The following is a 1,044-nucleotide window of genomic DNA, read 5'->3' as shown; positions in this document are numbered from 1 at the left end:
TGTGCATGTTCAACAATTCGGTGATCGAATCCACCCATCAGGGAGGCTTCGATGCGCGACAACAGCTTCGATCGGACGATTGAAAGAAACTACATCCAGAAGTGGCGTTTTCTGATCGCTGAGTACGAGGCGGTGAAGGAGGGACGGTCGGAGCAATTCCGCCGCGTCGGTGACTTCTACCGCCATCACGGCACTTGCTCCCAAACCTTCCGGAAGTACTACAACCGCTATCTGCAGAGCGGCGACGAGGCCGATCTGTTGCCCCGGCGCCGCGGACCTAAATGGCGGGATCGTCGTGTCCCGGAAGGCATCGAGACGGAGATCGTCGCCGCCCGGCAGCGCGGCATGAACCGCTACGAGATCCATGCCGCCTTGCGAGAGCGGCGCGATCAGGTACCCTCGGAATCGACCATCTATCGGGTGCTGGTGGATCGGGGATTGAACCGCCTTACGCCGGCCATGCGCGAGGAGAAACGCCGCATTATCAAGGACAAGATCGGCGAACTCGGTCACGTCGACCTGCATCAATTGCCGCGCGACATGTTCCTGGCGCCGCCACCCAACACAGCTTTTGTCGTCAGCCTGCTCGACAGCTGCTCGCGTCTGGCCTGGGCCGAGGTCGTGACCTCGAAGAAGGCCCTGCCGGTGATGTTCAAGACGTTGAAGATGATCAACACGCTGAACGTCAGCTACGGCGTCCAGTTCGCCGAGATCCTGTCCGACAACGGCGCCGAGTTCGCCTCGCGAGCCCGTCCGGACGAGCACCCCTTCGAAGCGATGTTGCGCGAGCTCGGCATCGTGCACCGTTACACTCGGCCGTACCGCCCCCAGACCAACGGCAAAATCGAGCGCTTCTGGCGGACGCTCGACGAGGACGTGATCGAAGGCGCCACCTTCGACAACCTCGACCACTTCGCCAACGAGTTGTTCGAATACATGGTATATTACAATAACTTCCGGCCTCACCAGGCCCTCGGCGGCAAAACCCCGAAGGACTTTGCCGCCGACAAAACCATGCGATCAACGAATTAGTGAACTCGCACA

General features: G+C 60.2%; 1 protein-coding gene. It reads left to right on the top strand.

Annotated elements, in window-relative coordinates; all coding sequences use genetic code 11:
• Window positions 1–51: 51 nt before the first annotated feature.
• Window positions 52–1,032, top strand: coding sequence for an integrase core domain-containing protein (locus M9H71_RS25100; RefSeq protein ID WP_455407578.1), 981 nt, complete (start codon window positions 52–54; stop codon window positions 1,030–1,032).
• Window positions 1,033–1,044: the final 12 nt, after the last annotated feature.

Source organism: Rhodopseudomonas parapalustris, assembly GCF_053772255.1.
This window is presented reverse-complemented; position numbering and strand designations above follow the sequence as displayed.